Annotated in this window: 14 protein-coding genes; 4 read left to right on the forward strand and 10 right to left on the reverse strand. The window is 45.9% G+C overall.

The features are described from left to right. Positions 1-181 precede the first annotated feature (181 nt). Positions 182-601: a hypothetical protein gene (locus tag ACFPXP_RS09595; protein ID WP_379893986.1), complete on the forward strand. Its 420-nt coding sequence runs from the start codon at positions 182-184 to the stop codon at positions 599-601. Positions 602-663: 62 nt separating this feature from the next. Here ACFPXP_RS09595 and ACFPXP_RS09600 read toward each other — a convergent pair whose 3' ends face one another. The 7 genes from ACFPXP_RS09600 to ACFPXP_RS09630 all read right to left on the reverse strand — a co-directional run bounded on the left by ACFPXP_RS09600 (position 664) and on the right by ACFPXP_RS09630 (position 9,716). Further along, a complete protein-coding gene (locus tag ACFPXP_RS09600; protein WP_379893987.1) occupies positions 664-1,404 on the reverse strand; it encodes a hypothetical protein in 741 nt (246 codons plus the stop codon). Between the two features lie 84 nt (positions 1,405-1,488). Continuing rightward, positions 1,489-4,839, reverse strand: coding sequence for a hypothetical protein (locus tag ACFPXP_RS09605; protein ID WP_379893988.1), 3,351 nt, complete (start codon positions 4,837-4,839; stop codon positions 1,489-1,491). After that, complete coding sequence (locus ACFPXP_RS09610) at positions 4,836-6,251, reverse strand: glycosyltransferase family 2 protein (RefSeq protein WP_379893989.1); 1,416 nt, start codon at positions 6,249-6,251, stop codon at positions 4,836-4,838. Before ACFPXP_RS09610 ends, ACFPXP_RS09605 begins: the two co-directional genes overlap by 4 nt. Beyond that, positions 6,235-7,299 (reverse strand): HEAT repeat domain-containing protein, encoded by a 1,065-nt coding sequence (locus tag ACFPXP_RS09615; RefSeq protein WP_379893990.1) that lies wholly within the window; start codon positions 7,297-7,299, stop codon positions 6,235-6,237. Before ACFPXP_RS09615 ends, ACFPXP_RS09610 begins: the two co-directional genes overlap by 17 nt. Then, entirely contained in the window at positions 7,296-7,760 is a 465-nt protein-coding gene (locus ACFPXP_RS09620; RefSeq protein ID WP_379893991.1) for a response regulator transcription factor, read from the reverse strand. Before ACFPXP_RS09620 ends, ACFPXP_RS09615 begins: the two co-directional genes overlap by 4 nt. 195 nt (positions 7,761-7,955) lie before the next feature. After that, positions 7,956-8,834 carry a sugar phosphate isomerase/epimerase family protein gene (locus ACFPXP_RS09625; protein ID WP_379893992.1) on the reverse strand — a complete coding sequence of 293 codons (879 nt, stop codon included), beginning with the start codon at positions 8,832-8,834 and terminating at the stop codon, positions 7,956-7,958. Between the two features lie 24 nt (positions 8,835-8,858). After that, complete coding sequence (locus ACFPXP_RS09630) at positions 8,859-9,716, reverse strand: sugar phosphate isomerase/epimerase family protein (protein ID WP_379893993.1); 858 nt, start codon at positions 9,714-9,716, stop codon at positions 8,859-8,861. Between the two features lie 451 nt (positions 9,717-10,167). Here ACFPXP_RS09630 and ACFPXP_RS09635 point away from each other — a divergent pair, with 451 nt between their 5' ends. Then, positions 10,168-11,049: a helix-turn-helix domain-containing protein gene (locus ACFPXP_RS09635; protein WP_379893994.1), complete on the forward strand. Its 882-nt coding sequence runs from the start codon at positions 10,168-10,170 to the stop codon at positions 11,047-11,049. 34 nt (positions 11,050-11,083) lie between these two features. Here the strand turns inward: ACFPXP_RS09635 and ACFPXP_RS09640 are convergent, their stop codons facing one another. Further along, positions 11,084-12,025 (reverse strand): LLM class flavin-dependent oxidoreductase, encoded by a 942-nt coding sequence (locus ACFPXP_RS09640; RefSeq protein ID WP_379893995.1) that lies wholly within the window; start codon positions 12,023-12,025, stop codon positions 11,084-11,086. 170 nt (positions 12,026-12,195) lie between these two features. Between ACFPXP_RS09640 and ACFPXP_RS09645 the strand changes: the two genes are divergently transcribed. Both ACFPXP_RS09645 and ACFPXP_RS09650 read left to right on the forward strand, forming a co-directional pair. Next, a complete protein-coding gene (locus ACFPXP_RS09645) occupies positions 12,196-12,669 on the forward strand; it encodes a hypothetical protein (protein ID WP_379893996.1) in 474 nt (157 codons plus the stop codon). 103 nt (positions 12,670-12,772) lie between these two features. Further along, positions 12,773-12,958 (forward strand): hypothetical protein, encoded by a 186-nt coding sequence (locus ACFPXP_RS09650; RefSeq protein ID WP_379893997.1) that lies wholly within the window; start codon positions 12,773-12,775, stop codon positions 12,956-12,958. Between the two features lie 14 nt (positions 12,959-12,972). On the opposite strand, the gene ACFPXP_RS09655 is transcribed toward ACFPXP_RS09650, so the two are convergent. Further along, positions 12,973-14,361, reverse strand: a complete 1,389-nt coding sequence (locus ACFPXP_RS09655; RefSeq protein WP_379893998.1) for a PDZ domain-containing protein — start codon at positions 14,359-14,361, stop codon at positions 12,973-12,975. A 186-nt stretch (positions 14,362-14,547) separates the two neighbouring features. After that, entirely contained in the window at positions 14,548-14,673 is a 126-nt protein-coding gene (locus ACFPXP_RS09660) for a sporulation protein YjcZ (RefSeq protein WP_379893999.1), read from the reverse strand. Positions 14,674-14,805 lie beyond the last annotated feature (132 nt).

The raw sequence follows: 14,805 nt of genomic DNA on the forward strand, positions 1-14,805 counted from the left end.
ATTCGACACTCTTACCTTACCAAACGAAGCGGTGTTTTTCTATGTCGTCAAGCATTCGATCTAATCGATCACAAACTCATGCTGCACTTGCCATTAACCCGATTTTGGCTCTGCGAAAGTTGAGTTAGATGAACCTACCATTGGATTAGATGTTATCGCGAAACGAAAAATACGCGGTTTTTTGAAAGCTTTAAATGAAGACTGGGGCAAAACCATATTGCTGACGACGCATGATATGGACGATATCGAACAGCTGTGCAGAAGAGTGATGGTCATTAACGGCGGTAAACTGGCTTATGACGGTACAACTGATCAGCTTCGAAATATGATCGGCCTACCCACCCTCATTCGCGTGACATACAACGGCCGCTATCACATCCCTGATTCTCTGCTTCATGCTGCATCTGAGCATCATACTACCATGGCCGGCACACCGCTGCTAAGGGTCAAGGAAATATCGGAGAATGGCGTTGTAGTGGAAGGAAACCGGAGTCAGCTTAAGGCTTTTGACATCGTACAGGAATTAAGTCGCTGGGGACAGATCGAAGATATTCATATGGAGGAACCGGACTTCGAGGACATCATCCATCGGATCTATTAAGGCCAATCTTTCCCGAGTTCATCAAAAGCTGCAGCATATCCCTCTCTTGCTGCAGCTTTTACTCATAACTTTAGCCAATTCATGATCGCTTGAACGGTTACATCCAAATTCGTACATCCGGCTTCATTCACAAACGGCGGCATATGTCTAAAATAATCCTTATGTCCGCCAATCGTTTGGACTCCTTGAATGGAATCCGGCGCGTAAAAGAGGGGATCTCGAAGCAGCTTGCGATGTGTAACGATAGGCCACCCGCTCCAGCTCCCCATCTTAGTGATGGGATCCGTTACACGCCCTTTTGCGTTCGTCGCATACACATATAAAGAACTCCGCTGCAGTTTCTTTGGTACCCGGCAGCGAGGAGAACCTATCTGAATCACCTTTACATTCGGAATTGTAGAGGAAGCTCCGTCACGATCATTGAGCTCCATTAAGCGATGTGCTGCGTGCATTGCAGCCAATCCCCCGGCACTATGCCCGATAAGGATCAACTCATCCCCTGTAATTCGATCCTCCTTATGAAGCGTGGATAAGATTCGCCGTCCTCCTACAGAAAAGTGTCGTTTTTTTATGCTTAACCGTAAATCCGAAGCAATTTCTCGCAGCTGCCGCATTTTGTTCAGATGCCAATCACCGTAAGGAAACAAAAGTTCCGCTCGAAGTACCATTCCTTCTCGACCTAGTTCTTGTTCGATTCGATCCAGGAAATGGCTCATAAACTGCGGTGAGGTGGCAAATCCAGCCGCTGCGTATACGGAAATGACACGCTTGGGCCGCTGCGAATGAGTTGTATAGGCATGCATCGTCCGTTCATCCTTGCTAAACATAATCTGTTAAACCTATCTTATCAGATCGAAATGGCAGAGGAAAAAAATCTATCCCCGCTTTCATTCATGTACTGACTCCAAATTTGCCTTTTCGAACAAAGACTGAACCATGTAGTAGGATGCTTTTAACCGCTCGCTGTACGTTGGCTGCTCCCATTCATCCCACGTGAAGGGAACCCACATTTGTTCCGTAACCATCTTCATTTCTTGAGATTCACCATCTGCACTTTCGTAACGATCCCACACTCCGCCTTTCGAGACTTGATCGTCTGCGGAAGCTGTATCGTAGCTTAGTGCCGTGAAGTAAAAGCCTTCCACCTGTATTCCCTCTTCCAGTCCCTGCTTCCATAGGTCGCCGATGATCTCCTGTGTGCTTGGATCTTTCACTCCGAACAGCATCCATGGAATTCGCAGTTCGATGACGGGCTCCTTCTCACTGACAGCCACATCGGTCAATGAGTTGAAATCGTCAGCCTGCGGATCCGCGTTTCCATATTGGAGCAGTCCCGTTTCATAGGCATCGAACGGGATCGTCTGAACATCTCCCTGCTTATCTGTATAAGTGATCTCTCGATTTAATGCAAGCCGAATCGGATGATAGACCCCGTTATTCGGTGTGCTCATATATGCCGGTGCGGGGATCATGTCTAGCATATGGCCGTAATGAAATTGAAATGTATCATAGTAGCTGTCAACCAGCATTCTCGAGTGCTCCGGTCCTTCCAATTGGATGACGAAATCAATCCCCCGCGAGCTGTTCAGTCCCTTGACGTCAGGAATGCCTTGTTGTCCCTGGACCGGTATGGTGTCGGCCAATATCGCCACATTCGTAAGGCTCCAATCGACAGGCTCTGAACCGCTCAAACGAAGCTTGAAATAAACGTACCTTTCATCGCTTGTGATGAGCAATTCCTCCACGTTGCGACTATTGGACACTTGGGGCAGCACTGCCGCTTCCCTCTCTATTTCTTCGTTCTGCTCTCCGGCACTCTCCCATTCCGTATCGTCTCCATCGACGACAATGCGGGTCCCCTTATCACCCGGATCAAAGCTGAGTAAGCCAAACTGCTGTTCATTCGTCTGCGCGTTGGACCAGAACGGTCTGCGATCTGGATTGTCGTAGTCCATCGTGTTCCATGTACGTTTGAACCATTCATCCTGCCATGTAAAGACGAGACCGCCGGCCATCTTCTCATGCAAAATATCCTCGAACAGTCCAGCATCAATTTCACCCTGTTCTTTCTCCGAGTGAAATCCTTGATTCCAGCCGTATACTTGACGATGCGTCAGCCCTCGTGAAGATGGCACTCCAAACTCCGCAATCAGTACCGGCATCGTATGCGCTTCTTTCAGTTCATGCAAGTAGCCTGCATAACTGTTCGCCTCTCCACGATGGTCTACATACTTCAACAGACTTTGTCCATAATTGAAGAAATCCGGATAGTACGGATATACATGGTACGAGGCAAAGTAACCCGCATGCCATGATTCCTGCGGAACGATCACATTCGGATCGACACTCACCATGTCTTCCTTTTCCTGCGGTTCAGACGGATGTTCAAGAAGATCGGTTGTCACCCAATTCGTAAAGCTCATTGGACGCTGCCAATGATACGTATCCTGCTCGACTTGAGCGGTAAAATCCATCATCTCAGCCAGCCATATTTCAAAAGGCTGTGCGTTCTCAGTACGGAAATACCTTCCTTCATAATCCGATAATCCAGTATGATGCTCATTCGTCGATACGACCAGGTCAGGATCCCACTCAATTCCAATGACCCAGGCTAATAAATACGGCGACACATCCGCGGTATATACCCCGGAAGCGTGGCCCGGACGATCAGGTAAGCTCGCCCGACCATGCACCACATCAATGATACGTACAATTTCCTGCTTGAATTCGTCCTGAATTTCTGGAGTAAACGCATCACCTGAGGCGACCAGCTCCTCCTCATTGACCCACACACCGTGCAGCAAGTACAGCGGTTCTTTCGCTGTCTGATTATACTCTAAGAGCGCTTCATAAAACCCAGGCGGATGAATGGTATATACCCTTACAGCATTCGCGTGCATTTCTCCGATTTGGCGGAACCAACGCAAATATTCTTGTTTCGTAATCGCCGTTTCTCCCGGAAAGTGTCCCGGCTTGGCGATTCCCATATTTACTCCTTTCACCAGCAGATCCTTCCAGTGACCATCTTGGTAAATTTGAATATAGTCTGATCCCGTTCGTGCATGCAGTGTGCTTCCCTGCTCCTCTATCGTTTCGAGGGATTGCAGAGGCGCCGGAGCTGGATGATTTCGGACATTTGCCAGAATGTTCTTCATCATCGGGACATAGACCTTCCAATAAAATGCGTCTCTCTCACCTGGAACCTCGCGTGCAGTCCATTGTTTCCACTTATCGATGATCGCCGTCTGATACATCGACGGAACACTTGGTTGATCTGCATAATCTCCGGCAAAATAATAGCTGTCATATCGGGAATTTTGATGATGTATAACGGCTGGAATACGGCTTGGAATCCCTGCCTGTTCCAGCTTAGTCAACCCGGAAGCCGTTGTTTCCATCTGATATTCCGCCCATATATCCGAAGATGGTTCTGCCTCGACAATTTCGAACCAATCGTCATATCTAACGTCATCGTTCAGACCCATCGCTTCTTCTCCGTCGGCCGTCCAGTGAAACTTTACACGTGGCTCTACCAAATCGTCTCGATCCAGCACAACGATCTGCTCATCCTCCTCATGAACCAACAATATGCCTTCCCCCGTATATTTCCAGGAAGTGCCATTCTCCTCCATCATCTGAACGGCCCATACCGGTACATTAGCACGGTCCAAGCTTTGCCAATACTTCCCCATCCACCCGCTTGCTCTTAACTGAAGCAAATCCTGCAAATTTAAACGAGCTTCTTCTGTAGTCGGATAAGCTAATGTGTTGTATTCAGCAATAAGCGTGCCCCCATGGAAGATGAGGCCTTGACGAATGGCTTCCGCCTCCGAAACTGTCAATCCGGTCTGCCGGGATGTCTGAGCATCGTTTTCATTTCTCGGTTCTTCAAGAGAAACACCATATGTATCAGCTAAATAAATCAAATCCGCTTTGGGCAGAGTGGAAGGAAGCTCTTTACTCTCCCCCTCTTCCGGATGGAAACCGTAATAATCTTCCTCCAATGAATAATACCCGCCTTCAGGCTTGACGATCTTTTGCTGGTTTAGCACCCATAGAAGTCCTAAATGTTCGCGGTACGATAAATCCTGAATGGTCTTGTCCACGATAATAACGTTCATTTCATGCGCAGGAGCGATTCTCCACAGCCAGAAAGGGGAGGTCAGCACCGCCAGCAAAAAGATCATCACACCAGCAAATGTCCATCTATTCCATAGGTTAGTGATCCGCAGTTTCACGAGGAGACCCCCTTTCTTTTCATTTCCCCCCAACTCTTCTTACCCAGCAGCTGCTGCACGATCCCTTGGCATCGCCAGATCACGGTTAACGGCCTATACCAAAGCGTTTCCGTTAAAGCATAGAAGAAAAGACGCAATATATCGGTCACATGGGGATACTTCTTCAATGTCCATTCCTCAAGCAAAACGGCTCCCATCGAAAAAACAGAACCATATAAAATCGATGCAATAAACAGCAGGATCGTGAATTCAGATATTCCGCCGATCAATACGGAAGAAAGAAGCAGGATATATGCGCACAATTCTACGACGGGGCTCCACCATTCAATGATTAAAAAGTAAGGCATAGACACGGTTCCGATGGTGCCATATTTCGGGTTAAACAGCATGGCTTTATGCTTCCATAAACTCTCCGTCAGACCGCGGTGCCATCTATTTCTCTGTCTGCGCAAATATTTCATCGATTCAGGCGCTTCCGTCCAGCATACGGGATCGGGTATGTAAATAATTCGTTTGCCCAGCTGACGGTCTCGATTCATGCGGTGAAGCCGAACAATCAGCTCCATGTCTTCGCCAACGGTATGCTTTAAATATCCACCCGCTTCTACGACCCAATATTTATTAAATACCCCGAACGCGCCGGATACGATGAGCAGCAAGTTATGTCTGCTGAGTCCGATCCTTCCCATTAGAAAAGCTCGTAAATATTCAATTTCCTGCATAATAACCAATGGCTTTTTCGATAACCCGACTTTTACGACCGAGCCGCTTTCGATTTTACAGCCGTTGGCGATTCGAATACTTCCGCCGGATGCCAGTACATCATCATTTGATTCCAGAATGGGCTTCATGACTTTAAGGAATGCTGTACGTTCTAACACGGAATCTCCATCGAGAGAACAGAAGTAAGGGTATCTGGAAAAATTAATCCCCGCATTCAAAGCATCCGCTTTGCCTCCATTTTCCTTATCAATCATGAACAAATGATTGTGAATGGTCGATTGATAAACCGCACGTACAGGCTCAGTATCGAGCTGTTTTCGAATCACATGATGGATTTTTACCATTTGGAACTGCTCAATCATCTTCTCGAGTGTTCGGTCTGAAGAACCGTCATTGATCACGATGATTTCATATTCTGGATATTGGACACTTAACAAGGAACGTATACTGCCGTAAATCCCCGCCTCTTCGTTAAACGCGGGAACCAAAATGGAGATCGGCTTTGTGTAGCTGACTCTGAGCATGTCCTCATACGATTCACTTGCTGTCATATGATAATTACGGCGAAGCTGTATGGCTGATGCGAGCATCAAGAACGTATAAAACACCATAACGGTAATCATATAAAAAAATACAGAAAAGCCGAACCAGCGGAAAGCTATATAAAACGCACTAATCCAAAGTTCCATATTCACTTCCTCTTTCCAGCCATTCTTGGGCCATATCTCTAGCATAACGGTCATCATGTCCTGAACGTATAAGGTGCAGTACATTCCTGCCATCCGGATACTGAAGAATCGATTGCGCCGCTTGTGAACGCACCCACCAGGATAAATCGGTCATCAGTTCCTGCAGATCAGGAAGATACATTTCGTGCTTCAATACGCCAAACCACTTCGCTGCCATCATTCGTTCCTCCCAATAAGAAGACCGTGCATGAATCATATATTGTTGCTTTGCCGGCATATCTGAGAACATACATAATGCTTTTAATGAACGAATACGGATCTCTACATCTTCCGAATGCAAGAATGTTTCCACCAGCGGAATCCAGTTTGTTTTTCGCGAAATCCCGATTGTATCGATCACGGCCCATTTCCATGACGGAGACAATGAATCGAAGCTTTTGAAAATTCCGTCGAACAATGCGCTTGGCATTCGATCTAAAATGTCTCTTCTCTGATAATCAGACCAGCCTTCCTCTTCATTAAAGCAAAGCTCAAGAACAACAGCGCTTCCCAAAGAAGCCAACGTTCGATAAATCTGAATTTTTTCATCTAACGGCATATTGTGCAGATGTTTACGAGTTTTTTGTATAATGTACGGCTCCATCGCTTTCATACCGAGCTTGTCAATTTGAACGAGCGTCGTCATTCTCACCGTCCAACGCCGATGATTCAGTCTGATTTGATACGTTTGTAACAAATGCCGCTCTGCAAAAGCTCGGATTCGATCCCTGATTTCCTCGTCACAAACGAGATCCGAAAAGCGAGTCAGCAAATTTTCCAGCGTCAGCTTCTTGACTTTACTCATATCTGAATGAAGTGCTTCATTCTCCACACCTTTTCGCAAGAAATGAATCAAAGGAAGTGTGTATGCCTTCTCAAGTTCACCAACCTTCCTCCACATTTGATTCTCAACCGATTTTCTCAGCAGCAAATAAAGAAGAAGACATAATAGCAACAAAAGGGTGGCACTGATGTAAATCACAGCAAGTTGAAGTGGCTTCGTCATCATGACTGTTCATCCCCTCGGAGCAAACGTCGAATCGTTTCCCCTAATTGTGCCAAGCGAAACGGCTTCGACATATATGCATCCGCACCAAGCCGCATCGCCATCACGGTATCTTGTTCGGATTTCCGATCGGTCAGCATGACAATGATGTATTCGGACGACCCCTTCATGGAGCGAAGCCTTTGCAGCACTTCCAATCCATCCATCTTGGGGAGAACCCCGTCTAAAATGATGACAAATCGGCCTGGTTCAACATGCCATGGATCGAAAAAAAACATCCCTCCATCGGAGTAAGTTCGAATCTCATCAAAGCGGAAACCCATCTCAACATCCTGAAAATAATCAGACAGTAATATTTGTATCAACTCATCGTCATCAATCACAGCCAGCCTTGCAGATACGGCCAAAGCAACTCCATCCTCAGAAGGTTCTATTACGCATTCAGCTTGTTCGAGTGTTCTCATCTGCAACCTCCAAGTTCGCCGCCAAAGCCAGAATATCAAAAAAAGATGAATTATGTCGAAATATATCAAATTATAGCATAACCCCTTCATCTATTGATATTACATTTCGTACAATGGCGTAAAAAATTTACATACGAAGACTTCTAAGACAGCGCAAAAAAGCCGCCCTCACAGGCGGCTTACTTCGAGCTGGAGTTATGCTCGATATCGATTTAAAAATTGTACTGCTTTTGCAATATCCACTTCCGGTTGAGTTCCTACTTCACGTTCAATCGTCAAGTACCCTGTATAACCAATATCTTGTAGTGCTTGCAGATATGCATCCCAATCCACTTGGCCTTCTCCTAATGGAACTTCTCTGAAAAATTCTCCTTCCGTTACCATTTTGGAAATATTCGCATGATCTAACGGCTCATATCCTAAAGAACCGTACACATTTCGTGGATCGACTTTTTTGTACTGTACCCCATCTTTCGCATGGGTATGGACAATGTAATCCTTCAATAAATGCACGCCTTGTACAGGATCATCCCCAGTCACCATGACCATGTTCGCCGGGTCGAAGTTAACAGACACGCCGTTGGTGCTTAGTGTATCCAGGAAGCTTTTCAAGTGAGCCGAGGTTTCAGGACCTGTTTCGATCGCAAAATAGGCGTTCATGCTTTTGGCATACACACCAAGCTCTTCGCATGCCTTTTGGATATTATGATAGATCTCTCCGTTTACATCATCCGGTACGATGCCAATGTGAGTCGTGACGATATTGGTACCCATTTCTACCGCCAAATCGAGAATTCGTTTTGATTTTTCGATTTTCCATTCATTCTCCACTGCGTCTTGGAAGCCGTGGCCGCCCAAATCTCCTACGAGGGCGGAGATTTCTAAACCTAACGATGAAATATAATCCTTCAATTCTTTACGAGCCGAGGCTGTCAGATTTTCAGGCGCCATTTCCCCTCTGACCGCATAAATCTGAACACCATCCGCCCCTACTTCCTTCGCCTTTTTCAAGCCTTCTTTAACACCAACTCCGAAGCTGTCTACGATAACACCAATTTTGTTGTTGATTTTCATATCTTTTACACCTCTTCATCCAATTTATATTTCATTCCATATGCGTCTTGCATTATCCATACCGATTCTGGAACCTTTTTTGCAGTCTTCCATTCCCTCAAACTCGATGGATAAATATCCATCATAACCGGATTCCTTAATGACACGCAGTACTTGCCACATATCGATGTCACCTTGCCCGACGATGGCACCTCTCAAATAATTACCGCTCGCCGTTTTGAACCAACCTTCCCCTGGAGGTTGATAAGACGGACGAAGGTAGAAATCTTTCAAATGAACCATCGAGGCAAAGCTCAAATTTTTCTTTACTGCCGACACGGACTCCTCATCTACACACATGAAATTACCGACATCCAGTGTGGTTTTGAAATTGGGATGGTCCACTGCGTGGATGAGTGCTTGAACCCGATCGCTTGCCTGGATGTAGTAACCGTGGTTTTCTACGCTGGTCGTGATCCCAAACCCGGCGGCATAATCGGCTATTTGCCGGCATGCTTCCGCCAGCATCGGCAGATCCTGCATAAAATGCTGCATGGTAGGTTCCGGTCTTGAAGCGACATCGTGTCTCATCCGCTTAGCCCCTAATGCATGTGCGATATCAACTTCCTTCTTTACTCTCTCAATCTCTTGCTGGTAGGCCTTCTCATTCGGTTGAATGAAATTCGCTCCAATCGCATAATTCGATATGTCAAGCCCTACAGCTTTCGCACGCTCTCGAATTTGTGTGATCAGTTCTGGGTTTTCACTCAGATTAAAGCCTAAGGGAACAATCTCGACGTGTTCACCACCCTGCTCCACAATCCAGTCGATCGCATCCAGCACCGACATTTCACCCGATGAAATCGCTGAATACAAACTGTATGTACTTAATCCAATCTTCATCTGCTTTTCAGCCTCCTCATGAAATCTTATGTTGGCTTTACAGCACCTCATTACATGTAAGGGCTTACATGGTATATTATTAGTACACCATTGAGCTGCTGTTCTTTTGCATAAACGTGCTTCCTTTTTTGAATTTCCTGTTCGCGGTTCGTTTGTGAATGAATCAGGTCATAACGGATACATCCCTGTGCTGCTGAGATGATTGACTGGATGATGAAAAGTGAGCAGCTTTAATCAAAACTACGTGTTGTATCGAACGGTTCAATCGACAATATGTAGTTACAAATTCGGTATTTAGATCATTTATGAAATGGATTGCCCTATTCATCATGAATCAAATCATGAGATAAAATAGTTCCTTGCTTACTCCTTATTTTATTCGAACGGCTCTAGGTTTCCATATATAATCATGCTATACTTTTGTAAAAATGTGCGATAGGAGGAATACAGGATGAATAAACAGCTGAACTTGCGTGAGGAGATGAGCATGCCGGACCCCCACTTTCCGGTTAAAGTGAATCACTGCCAATTCCATGAGGCGGGCGTCGTGCTGTTTCCACATCACTGGCATCAGCATATTGAATTTCTGTATTTCGTCCGCGGCGAGGCTCGAATTGAATGCAATTCTCACTCTATGGAGGTTGGTCCGGGTGACCTCGTCGTTGTGAACAGCAACGATCTGCATCATGGTGTGAGCCTTTCGGAGGATTTGCTTTATTTCGCACTGATTGCCGATACGTCGGTCCTTGGCAGCCACTCTGTCGATGCGGTCGACACCAAATATATCACCCCCATCGCACAGAACCGCATATTGTTTCAGCATAAAATTACAAATGACAGCCGAATACAGCAATGTATGGATCAACTGCTCGCGGAATTTAGAGAACGCGATTTTGGTTACGAGCTGGCGATTAAATCCTACCTGTATCAGCTGCTTACAATTTTGATTCGAAATTATGTAACCCGTATCATTTCACCGGTAGAATACAACACGAGACTGCGAAATTTAGAACGGTTCAACCCGATTTTTCAATATATCGAACAGCATTTCGAACAAAAAATAACGGTCGATGTGCTTGCTGGGCTCATCCAGATGAGCCGCTTTCATTTCAGCAGAGTTTTTCGGGATTTAACGAATAAAAGTGTAACGGAATACGTTCATATGATTCGTATACACCACGCCGAACATCTGCTGCGCAGCACCACCATGACCATTTCCGAAATCGCATTAGCTGCCGGATACAACGACATCTATTATTTCAGCAGAATGTTTAAACAATATAAGAACGTATCCCCCAGCATTTACAGAGACAGCGTAAATACCGAAGGTTAAATATAATTATAAACCTATTATGAGACATGTTCGTTCATATTACAGCCATGCACGCCTCAGCAAGCAGCTCGTACGATCTCATTCTTTTCTCGTAGTCCGGGATCATACAAACGACCATAAATTCATCCGCCTGATATTTCGATTTCATCTCAATCAACTGCTCTTTCAACTGCAAGGGAGTTCCGATCAGTGTGTTCCTGAAGCTGTTCGAACGCTCCGGGAGGTTTCCCGACTGGGGTGCATCAGGTCTATGCTGCTCCGCCAGTTCCTTCGCCTCTCGATTCGTCTTCGCACATACCACTTGAACCGCAACCATCACCTGTGGTTGTTCTCTCAGCATGCTTTTTTGGAAAGAAGCGCGGTAGGTTCTACAAATGCGCTCCCCGTCTTGATCGCTCATAAACTGCCCAAACGCATATCCTGCACCTTGCTCGGCCGCATAACCAGCACTTTTCTCATTCGTCCCAAGCAGCCATAGTTCAGGAGCTACAGGAGGTATAGGCCGAGCTTGAACTGCGTGATCCTCATAGGTGTATTGGCGGGTCAACAGTTTAGACAAGTCCTTCACTCGAATCGGCATCTGGTGAACCCGTTCCAAAAAATTGCCTCCCAATGCCATAGAAACGTGGGCCGTCCCACCTGGCGCTCTGCCAACCCCCAGGTCAATCCTGCCTGGATAAAGAACAGACAGCATATGGAACGTCTCCGCTACCTTCAAAGGACTATAGTAAGGCAGAAGCACTGCACCGGACCCCAGCCGTATGCTTTTCGTGAAGGCACCGATATGTGCGAGCAATATTTCCGGAGATGCGGACGCGAGCTGCTCCATATCATGGTGTTCAGACACCCAGTATCGATGATAACCGAGTCGTTCGGCAGCTTTGGCCAATCGGACCGATTGCTGCAGCGCTGTCTGTGGATCTGCTTGTTTAAAAACCGGTGATAAATCCAGTACACTCAGCTTGATTTCATTCATTTGTATGCCTCCCTATTTTCATCAATCCATCACACTCCAGACCTTGCTCGCCAAAAACAAGGTATATCTATTCGGAATAACCAACTATTGCGACGTTTTTGTGCATATACATGAACTAATTATCGATACAAGCCCTAACGTTTCATTTTCCACATAAGGAGGCTGATCGCTTGATTGCAACGAAGCTGCGCCGACGAAAAGCCACGCTTTTCGCGGTCATCGCTGGTGTCCTATTCCTAACCTTCATCCTGCTTGTCTTTGCATGGATTCAATCCTCTAAAGGAGACGCCAAGCAAACTGTTCTTGAGTTTTACAGATACGAGCAGGAAGGGGATTTCGCCAATTCATGGGAGCTGTTTCACTCTGCCATGAAAGATAAATTTAACAAAGCAGACTATATACAAGACCGTGCCCATGTGTTTATGAATCATTTTGGCGTGGAAACTTTCACATTTGAAATTGAAGACTCGGAAAAAATAAAAAGCTGGACAATGACCGAAACTTCACTGCCCATGCAAAACGTGTACCGTTTCGAAGTCATCCAAACATATAAAGGAAAATATGGCCACTTTGACCTCCATCAAAACGTGTTTACTGCGAAAGAAAACGGAAAATGGCGGATATTATGGGACTATCATCGTTGATGAAGGTTCCAGCATGATATGCGCTTCCTGCATATCCTTCATGCCTTTGCAGCACGCTAAACCTTGAGCAATATTGAAAAACCAAATGAAGGAGATCCATGTTATGAAAAAGAAAAAAGACATGATGAATGAAACCACATTCACTTTCGCCGGTGTGACGACACCTCCAGAGCAAAATATTGCAGCCACAGACAATATTGAGGGCATTGTTGAACAAATGATGGATTCTGCGGAGAAAGCCATATTCGATGATTCTAAAAAGAATAAGCAGCCTCCTCAGAACGATTAGCACCGATTATCACTTTATTTACGGTAAGGGTGCTGACTTAGCCAGTCCAGGATATCCTGCAATGTTTTAACGGGAACGATCTGCAGTTCCCCTGGATCCACGCCGCGACTCGCCTCTTCCTCCTGGCCTTCCGGAACAAAAAATACCGTTGCTCCGCTTCTAGCCACGGTAAACGATTTTTGCCGGATGCTTCCGATCCGGCCAATCGTTCCATCATTCTCCATGGTCCCCGTTCCTGCCACCTGATGACCGTTCGTGATCCCGCCCGGTGTAAGCTGATCAATCAGCGCTAATGCCAGCATTGCTCCGTGAGAAGGTCCTCCTTCATGCAGCAAATATCGATGAAATACCACTGGAATCGGCAAATCATACTGCACATGATCTGTAATTTGCACACCGAGCAGCGCTCGGTTGGGATCGTCTGGATGAACCGATGTTTGGACTGTAATGGACAATGGTTCATTATTCCTGAGAACCTCAACCGCTATTTCTTGTCCAGGCACAACCTGTTTCATTCGCTCTTGGAGCTGCGCTGTACTCGCAACCGCCTGTTCTCCCAGACCAATAATGATATCGCCCGGAAGCAGATGACCTGCTGACTCGCTTTGAACGGTTACTGCCATAATCTGCACGCCATCTGAGACGATGCCTTGTCCTAACCCCAAATTCTGGAAGGCTACAGCGCTCCCGGTCGTATTTGCATCTCCTTTCAGTATCCGAACATATTGGCTGTATTCGCCAATACTCATTCCCAGCTCCTCTTTCTTCTCAAATGAGTAATGAGGAAATACTTTCGCGTACAACCAATCCACAGGAAAAGCGGGACGTTCAAAGACCAGCACCCCGGAAATACTTCCCTTCGGGTCTCCTCCTTCTGCATGAGCATAACGGTGCATATTCAGCGTAATCCCCGGATAAGTCACCATGTAGGAAGTCGGATACAATAAAAAGACGAAACCAAGCACTTGTACAATGATCATCGTGAACGCTCTCCACGGCATTCTCTTGTTCTTGATGCATTCATCGATGCATAGATTTACCATCGCCATCAACCAAGCAGCGGCGAAGCTTAAGCCGAGCAAGGTCAACTGTCGGGGATCTGCGGCAATCAGAACAACCGCCCCGATGGAACTGATGAACATGAATATAGAAGGAATACATACAGCGAATGTTCTAAGCGTTAACCGATGCGGCTGAGCAGCACGATAAGTTTTTATCATGAAGTTTGCAGCGGAAATCATCCACAGTAAAGGCACAGCAGCACATAGGTAAATCAGCCACTCGATCAGATCGATCCAGTACAAATCATGATAACGTAAGGGATCCGCGATCCAGACCAATTCTCCAAAAATAATAAGTATAAAAGCCAGCACTATAGCTCCAATATTGTAACGAATGTGCACCGATGACACCTCTTTTTTTGCGGTAAATATCTTGAAACACTTTGAGACCAGTATATCAATATGTTCTGATGAACGCATCTTTACACCTTCTTTATCCTTGCCATTCTCTTAATTATTTTCACCGAAAAACAAAAAAAGAGCCGTCCCCGTTATCGGAGAGGCTCCCCTTTCCATCGATGATCCGAATTAAAGAACATATCCTGCTCCAAGGATAATAACTAACAGAACGAACAGTACTAAAACATATGCTGCTCCGTAGCCATATCCGTAACCTGCTCCACAGCCATAACCGTAACCTACTCCGCCGCCCATTGTAACTCCTCCTACTAAAAAGTATTTTTTTCTCCTGTTTCCGCACTCATTCTCATTATTTCAACTTTGACAGCTTAAGAGATAGTAGTGGAGAATGTTCTCTGAACCTCGATTTTCTGTAAGAGCGTAGGC

The organism is Marinicrinis lubricantis (genome assembly GCF_042658665.1).
Lineage (GTDB): Bacteria > Bacillota > Bacilli > Paenibacillales > KCTC-33676 > Marinicrinis > Marinicrinis lubricantis.

Excerpts from the sequence above, each read along its gene's own strand:
- ACFPXP_RS09600 (WP_379893987.1), bottom strand. The coding sequence starts at position 1,404 with ATGCATGCCTATACAACTCATTCGCAGCGGCCCAAGCGTGTCATTTCC.
- ACFPXP_RS09610 (WP_379893989.1), bottom strand. The coding sequence starts at position 6,251 with ATGGAACTTTGGATTAGTGCGTTTTATATAGCTTTCCGCTGGTTCGGC.
- ACFPXP_RS09615 (WP_379893990.1), bottom strand. The coding sequence starts at position 7,299 with ATGATGACGAAGCCACTTCAACTTGCTGTGATTTACATCAGTGCCACC.
- ACFPXP_RS09620 (WP_379893991.1), bottom strand. The coding sequence starts at position 7,760 with ATGAGAACACTCGAACAAGCTGAATGCGTAATAGAACCTTCTGAGGAT.
- ACFPXP_RS09625 (WP_379893992.1), bottom strand. The coding sequence starts at position 8,834 with ATGAAAATCAACAACAAAATTGGTGTTATCGTAGACAGCTTCGGAGTT.
- ACFPXP_RS09630 (WP_379893993.1), bottom strand. The coding sequence starts at position 9,716 with ATGAAGATTGGATTAAGTACATACAGTTTGTATTCAGCGATTTCATCG.
- ACFPXP_RS09635 (WP_379893994.1), top strand. The coding sequence starts at position 10,168 with ATGAATAAACAGCTGAACTTGCGTGAGGAGATGAGCATGCCGGACCCC.
- ACFPXP_RS09640 (WP_379893995.1), bottom strand. The coding sequence starts at position 12,025 with ATGAATGAAATCAAGCTGAGTGTACTGGATTTATCACCGGTTTTTAAA.
- ACFPXP_RS09650 (WP_379893997.1), top strand. The coding sequence starts at position 12,773 with ATGAAAAAGAAAAAAGACATGATGAATGAAACCACATTCACTTTCGCC.
- ACFPXP_RS09660 (WP_379893999.1), bottom strand. The coding sequence starts at position 14,673 with ATGGGCGGCGGAGTAGGTTACGGTTATGGCTGTGGAGCAGGTTACGGA.